Source organism: Streptomyces sp. DI166, assembly GCF_900091315.1.
GTDB classification, from domain to species: domain Bacteria; phylum Actinomycetota; class Actinomycetes; order Streptomycetales; family Streptomycetaceae; genus Streptomyces; species Streptomyces fuscus.
Map to the genome: position 1 here is coordinate 1 of NZ_FLSP01000188.1, position 6,298 is coordinate 6,298.

Consider the following 6,298-nt stretch of genomic DNA (forward strand, 5'->3'; position numbering starts at 1 on the left):
GTCGAGCGCGGCCACACCAGCAGACCGGGCGTCGCCGCCCCGCGCCGCACCCAGCGCACCGTCGCCCGCTGCCGGGTCTGCGGACGCACCCTCACCGACCCGGGTGAGATGAAGCTGATGCGCTGCGACGACTGCCCCTCCGACATGGACGAGGGCCTCTACGAGCGGCTGCGGGAGTGGCGCGCGGAGCAGGCGCGGCGCAGCGGACAGCCGGCGTTCTGCGTCTTCACCGACCGGACCCTGATGGCGATCGCCGAGACCGGCCCGGACGACGAGCGGGACCTGGCGCGGATCCCCGGCGTCGGGATGCGCAAGCTCACGCGCTACGGCGCCGACGTTCTGGCCATCTGCGCAGGTCGCGAGCCCGGGGGAGAAGAAGACGAGGACTGATACGAACTCGTCGAAAAAATAGTTTGCGCATGCCCCAGCAATCCCCATAGGTTCTTAAGCACGGAAACGGAGCCTTCCTGAGGCCCCGATTCCGTGTTGTACTTGCATACCCGTCGGACTGGTTCATCCAGTCCCCCGAGACGCCGAGAGGAGGCGAGTCCAGTGATCAGCATCAACACCAGCTCCATCGTCAGCAGCGTGAAAATGACCGATCGCTCGGTCGTCGCCTCCCTGTGCATGCTCGGCGCCTCGAACAAGGGCACCGGTCTGTCCGGCATTCGTGCCGAGCGTCCGGCTGCCTCCCTGTCCCTCGCGGGTCTGACCATCCGCGAGCGGGCCGAGCGACCGACCAAGGCACTGGAAGCGGCAGTAGTGGCACAGGCCAAGGCCTATGCCTTTACGGCGACCGGTGCCGGATTCCGGAAGCAGACGACGCAGCACCACCAGATGTGGGCCTTCCGTGGGCCAGAACCCTGGAGTGATCCAGCCTGATTCGATCAGGCCGGCGCCTTCAGGGCCGCGGAACCCCATCCGGGATCCGCGGCCCTTCTGTTTTCCCCGAACGGGGACGACGGAGCGAAGGGGCCTCGGGACAAGAAAAGAACCCGGTACCAGCCGCCACCCGGTCCAACCGGACCGGAACGACCAGACGAGGAAGACGAACCGTGCAACTCGAAGCGCACGCCCCGTCCGTACCGCCTTCCGAAACGATCCCCCCGCCCGGCCTCACGGAGGACTCCACCTTGACTCCGCTCACCGCGCTCACCGCGCTCGACGACGCCATCGAGAACCTCGGCGTACCCGTCCCGTGCCGCTCCTACGACCCGGAGGTCTTCTTCGCCGAGTCGCCCGCGGACGTCGAGTACGCCAAGTCCCTCTGCCGCACCTGCCCGCTGATGGAGGCCTGCCTCGCCGGCGCCAAGGAGCGGCGTGAGCCCTGGGGCGTCTGGGGTGGCGAGCTGTTCGTCCAGGGTGTTGTCGTCGCCCGGAAGCGGCCGCGTGGTCGCCCGCGCAAGAACCCGGTCACGGCATGAACACCGCAGGAACGATCGACCGCCCCCTCACGCACGACCCCAAGAAGCAGGCCCCGATGAAGCCGTCCACCACTGAGCCCGCAGGCGCGACGCCTGAAGACTTCACCACCACCGGCGTGATCGACTCGCGCCAGAACAGGACCCGTGAAATGCAACTCATCCCAGAAGCGCTGGCCCGTGCGCATATGCACGAGCGCCTGCACGACGCCGAGCGGGAACGCCGGGCCCTGCGCCTGGTGACCGCGCGGCGCATGCAGCGCCGCGCCGAGCGTGCTTCGCTGCGCGCCCGCCGCGCGATCGCCATGGCGGTCATGCAGTAATCGACCCGGTCGGCTGTACCGGCCTCCCGCCCAGGGAGGACATCAGCTCCCCGCGGGGGCCGGTCCGTGCGAACGGACCGGCCCCCGCGGTGCGTTGTGCGCGGGCGCGCCGGGGGCGGAGTTATCGTCACGGGGTGACGAGTCTTCCCGGAGGCGGTGACGGCGCCGGTTCCGTCCCCGAGCAGCCCCTGGTGTGCGCCGGCTGCGGCGCCGAGGCGGAGGGTCCGGAGCCCACCTGGACCTGCTCCGTGGAGAACGGCGAGCGCCGCTACTTCTGCGACACCTGCTCCCGGAAGAACCTCAGAGCCATTGAAGGGCGCCTGGACTCGTCCTGGTGGTGAACCGCGCGGATGCGGCGGCCCGGACGGGCCTCACGCCTCCGCGGCCGACTCCTCCGCGGTCTCCTCCTCCGGCACGAACCCCGGCAGCCACTCCTCCAGCTCCTCGCGCAGCCGGACCGTGGCCCCCAGCTGGCACAGCACACCGATGGTGCTCAGCGTCACCCGGTGTATCAGCAGATAGGCGGGCGGCAGATTGAGCTGCTTGCCGAGCTGGTAGGCGGGGGAGCGGGGGTCGGCGACCCGGCCCGCCTGGCTGCGCATCCAGCCGCGGGTGAAGGTGAAGGCGTCGACCTGGGCCGGTTCGATGATCGGCAGCAGATAGTCCAGGACGGCGTCCGGGTCCAGCTCTATGGACTCCTTGACGAACCCTTCCCGGCACAGCAGTTCGTAGACGGACTCGGCGTCGCCGTCGAGGGTCATGCGCAGCGATTCGCCGATCGGGGTGGGCAGTCCGCCGGGGAGGCGGTCGACCGTGCCGAAGTCCAGCACGCCCAGCTTCCACTCCTCCTCGTCGTCCGGACCGCCCGGCAGCAGACGGAAGTTGCCGGGGTGCGGGTCGGCGTGGAGCAGTCCGGTGCGGGCCGGGCCGGAGAACAGGAACCGCGCCAGCAGCTGACCGGCGCGGTCGCGCTGCTCCTCGGTGCCGTCGGTGATGATCTCCGACAGCGGGATGCCCTCGATCCACTCGGTGATCAGGACCTGGTCGCACTGGTGGACCACCTCGGGCACCACCACGTCGGGATCGTCCGCGAACTCCTCCGCGTGCACCCGCTGGGCCTGGGCCTCCAGGTCGTAGTCCAGCTCCTCCGAGACCCGGTCCTTCAGCTCGGTGATCAGCGGCTTGATGTCCATGCCGGGGACGAGGGGGCCCAACAGCCGGGCGAACCGGCTCAGTTGGGTCAGGTCGGAGAGCAGGGCCTCACCGGCGCCCGGGTACTGGACCTTGACCGCGACCGTCCGGCCGTCCTGCCAGACCGCCCGGTGCACCTGACCGATGGAGGCGGCCGCCGCGGGCTTGTCGTCGAACTCGGTGAACAGCTCGCGCCAGTCCTCCCCGAGCCGCTCGGCCAGCACCGAGTGCACCGTGCTGGTCGGCATCGGCGGTGCCGCTTCCTGGAGCTTCGTCAGCGCCGCCCGGTAGGGGCCGGCCACCTCCTCGGGCAGTGCCGACTCGAAGACGGACAGGGCCTGCCCGAACTTCATCGCGCCGCCCTTGAGCTCACCGAGCACCTTGAACAGCTGCTCGGCGGTGCGCTGCTGCAGCTCCCGGCCGACGAGTTCGGCGGACTCGCCCACGATTCGCTTGCCCAGTCCCCAGGTCGCCCGTCCGGCGAAGCCGAGCGGGAGCGCGGCGAGCTTGGCGGTCCGGGTGACCGCCTTCCGGGGAAGATCAGACATGCGCCCTCCAGGTCCCAGCCGGTCGTGCGTCTGGCTGACGGCGTGACGTTCTCGACGGCCGTTGCAACGCCATTGTCTCGTGCGCCTCTCCGTCCTTGGAGGTGGTGTGTCCTTCCTTACCTTTGTCCGCGGCCCCGCAGGGGCATGCGGGATGCCCCCACACCGGCCGGGCGTGCCAGGTCAGACCGGGCAGCGACACCTCCCAGCGGGCGCCCGCGCTGGACGGTGACCGTCCGTCGAGGAAGGCCAGCGCGTGTGCCGCCGCCAGTCCCGCGACCGTGGTGGCCAGCGCCAGGTCGCAGGCCGGCACCGGCCGTGGTCTGCCGCCGCCCGAACGCCACTGGGCGACCAGCCGGGGCCAGACCGGATCCCGGTCGGCGCGGTCCTCCTGCAGACAGCCCGCGCAACCCGTCTCGCCCGGCAGGACGAGCGGACCCACCACGCCGGTTCCCTCGACCACTCCGGCATACAGATGAGGCGTGCCGGAGGCGACGAGGTCCTTGGCGGCGGAGGGGACCGGGGCGTGCACCGCCACGTCGTCGCGCGGGGCGAGGATCACCAGCGCGTGCCCGGGGTTCGCCTCCTCGGCAGGCGTCCGGGGGCCGCGGCGGGGCGGGCGGGCCGGGGCCGCCCGGCGTACGGCCCGGCGGGCGGCCTCGTCCCGGCGCTCGCCGATTGCCTCGGCGGGCAGTCCGCCCGGTGCCACGTCCCACGGCTCCACCCGGCCGCCGTCGCGCACGTCGACCTCGCCCACGCCCGCCCGGCCAGCAGCGAGGCCAGTACGGCGCCCACCCGGCCCGCGCCGCGCACCTGGACGCGCAGCGAGCGGCGGGCGGCCAGCCGGCGCATGGCCTCGCCCGGTTCGGAGGAGGTCAGGGAGAGCGAGGCGAGGTCCGGGCGCAGCCGGTCCAGGACCTCCTTCCGGCCGCGCAGCTCGGCACCGGCCGTGCCGCCCCCGCGGGCGTCGTCGAGCAGCCCCGCGCGGGCCAGCCGAGTGATCAGCCCGTCGACATGACCGTCGGGCAGCCGCATCCGGCGTCCCTCCGCGCGCAGCAGCTCCGGTCCCCGGGTGCCGTTGAGCAGGTCGAGGAAGCTGCCCGTGGCCGTGTCCATCGGCCCCAGCGTCATCGCGTGCGCGGGAGTCATGCCGAACTGCACGGTATTGAGGTCACGCCAGCCGCGCCGCAGCGCGGGCTTCACCATCGGATGCATGACAGAGCCCCCGTAAGTCAAGGTTCGTCCCCGTATGCCGGTTGTGCCGCCCGCCCCTTCGAGGGGCCGCGGAGGTCCACCGGCGAGAGCCAGCATGCCGGGATGCGTGGTCCGGTGCCGAAAGTTGTCCACAGGCTGCGGAATTCTTCGTACAAATCCAACGCTTGGTGGCGTCTGGGCGCCGAACCGTACCGGAGTCGGGACTTCCCCCGTGTGCAGCGGGTAACGTCAGGGCGTGTCCGTCGACCCACTGCACCGCGCCGGAACGCCACAGCGACGCACGACGAGCCCGCCTCCGAACGTTTCGGGGACGAGCGCGATCGAGGTGCGCAGAAGTGCCCGTCGCCGCAGGACGGTCTCCGCGTACCGCGAGGGGGACCGCACCGTCGTCCTCATCCCCGCCCGGATGTCCGAGGCGGAGGAACAGCGCTGGGTGAACGTCATGCTGGACAAGCTGGCCGCCCAGGAGAGCAAGCGGGTACTCGGCGACGCGGAGCTGGCGGAGCGCGCGGACCGCCTCTCGGCGCAGTACTTCGAAGGCCGCGCCCGGCCCAACTCGGTGCGCTGGGTCACCAACCAGAACACCCGCTGGGGCTCGTGCACCCCCGCCGAGGGCAGCATCCGCCTGTCGCACCGGCTCCAGGGCATGCCGGAGTACGTCGTCGACTACGTCCTGCTGCACGAACTGGCGCATCTGCTCGTGCCCGGCCACGGACCGCGGTTCTGGCAGCTCATGGACGCCTATCCGCGTACCGAGCGCGCCCGGGGCTATCTGGAGGGCGTGGTGGCCGCCGACCGGCTGCCGCACCTGCCCGGCGCACGCGGAGAGTGACCGCGCCCCGACCTTGAGGTACCGCGGTGCGCCGGTTTCGTACCGGCTGTGTACCGACTTCGTCGGGTGTCGGAGTTTGCCGTTAGCCTGACGCGACGCACTCACTTCGGGATGGGGGACGGTCGTTACGCATGGCCAGGGAATTCCAACGCGGCCACAAGGCCAGGATCAGTGACCTCACCGCGGGCACGGATCTGTACGTAGGTGTGCAGATCTCCGGCCCGGGACTGACCTTCGACATCAGCTGTTTCGGTCTCGACGCCGACGAACGGCTCTCGGACGACCGGTACTTCATCTTCTTCAACCAGCCGAAGTCCCCGGAGGAGTCCATCCAGCTCCTGGGCGCCCAGGCCGGTGACACGGAGTCCTTCCGGGTCACCCTGGACCGGATCCCGCCGCAGATCCAGAAGCTGTCGTTCACCGCGACCCTCGACGGCGCCGGACAGATGTCGCAGATCGGCCCCGGGTACATCCGCATCGTGGCCGGTGGCGAGGAAGTCGCCCGGTACGCGTTCAGCGGCACGGAGTTCACCACCGAGCGCGCCGTCATGCTCGGCGACTTCTACCTGAAGGACGTCTGGCGGTTCGCCGCCGTCGGCCAGGGCTTCGACGGCGGACTGGAAGCGCTGCTGAGGAACTTCGGCGGCGAGGTGCTGGAGGAGGAGACCCCCGCCGCCGCCCCGCAGCAGCCGCAGTCCGGCGCCGCACCCAGCTTCGCGCCCCCCGCCCAGGCCACCGCGCCGCCCGCGTTCGGCACCCCGCCTGCGGCGC

Annotated in this window: 8 protein-coding genes and 1 pseudogene; 7 read left to right on the forward strand and 2 right to left on the reverse strand. The window is 71.2% G+C overall.

Annotation, left to right across the window (positions count from 1 at the left end):
- From GA0115233_RS39320 to GA0115233_RS39340, 5 genes are all read left to right on the forward strand, one after another.
- Nucleotides 1-390, forward strand: a 390-nt coding sequence (locus GA0115233_RS39320) for an HRDC domain-containing protein (RefSeq protein ID WP_176712108.1), incomplete at its 5' end; no start/stop codon positions are given.
- A 162-nt stretch (nt 391-552) separates the two neighbouring features.
- Nucleotides 553-882, forward strand: coding sequence for a hypothetical protein (locus GA0115233_RS39325; protein ID WP_176712109.1), 330 nt, complete (start codon nt 553-555; stop codon nt 880-882).
- Nucleotides 883-1,055: 173 nt separating this feature from the next.
- Nucleotides 1,056-1,424 carry a WhiB family transcriptional regulator gene (locus tag GA0115233_RS39330; RefSeq protein WP_005480495.1) on the forward strand — a complete coding sequence of 123 codons (369 nt, stop codon included), beginning with the start codon at nt 1,056-1,058 and terminating at the stop codon, nt 1,422-1,424.
- Complete coding sequence (locus tag GA0115233_RS39335; RefSeq protein ID WP_093725526.1) at nt 1,421-1,744, forward strand: hypothetical protein; 324 nt, start codon at nt 1,421-1,423, stop codon at nt 1,742-1,744. Before GA0115233_RS39330 ends, GA0115233_RS39335 begins: the two co-directional genes overlap by 4 nt.
- Nucleotides 1,745-1,878: 134 nt before the next feature.
- Complete coding sequence (locus GA0115233_RS39340) at nt 1,879-2,085, forward strand: hypothetical protein (protein WP_093725528.1); 207 nt, start codon at nt 1,879-1,881, stop codon at nt 2,083-2,085.
- A gap of 30 nt (nt 2,086-2,115) precedes the next feature.
- On the opposite strand, the gene GA0115233_RS39345 is transcribed toward GA0115233_RS39340, so the two are convergent.
- Together GA0115233_RS39345 and GA0115233_RS39350 are read right to left on the reverse strand one after the other, a co-directional pair.
- Nucleotides 2,116-3,483, reverse strand: a complete 1,368-nt coding sequence (locus tag GA0115233_RS39345) for an ABC1 kinase family protein (RefSeq protein WP_093725530.1) — start codon at nt 3,481-3,483, stop codon at nt 2,116-2,118.
- Nucleotides 3,476-4,695 (reverse strand): annotated as a pseudogene (locus GA0115233_RS39350) (TOMM precursor leader peptide-binding protein). The gene GA0115233_RS39345 and the pseudogene GA0115233_RS39350 overlap by 8 nt, the downstream one beginning before the upstream one ends.
- A gap of 235 nt (nt 4,696-4,930) precedes the next feature.
- On the opposite strand from GA0115233_RS39350, the gene GA0115233_RS39355 reads away from it, so the two are divergent.
- Nucleotides 4,931-5,527, forward strand: a complete 597-nt coding sequence (locus GA0115233_RS39355) for a M48 metallopeptidase family protein (protein WP_093725532.1) — start codon at nt 4,931-4,933, stop codon at nt 5,525-5,527.
- 131 nt (nt 5,528-5,658) lie between these two features.
- A partial coding sequence (locus GA0115233_RS39360) for a TerD family protein (protein ID WP_141689649.1) occupies nt 5,659-6,298 on the forward strand: 640 nt, incomplete at its 3' end.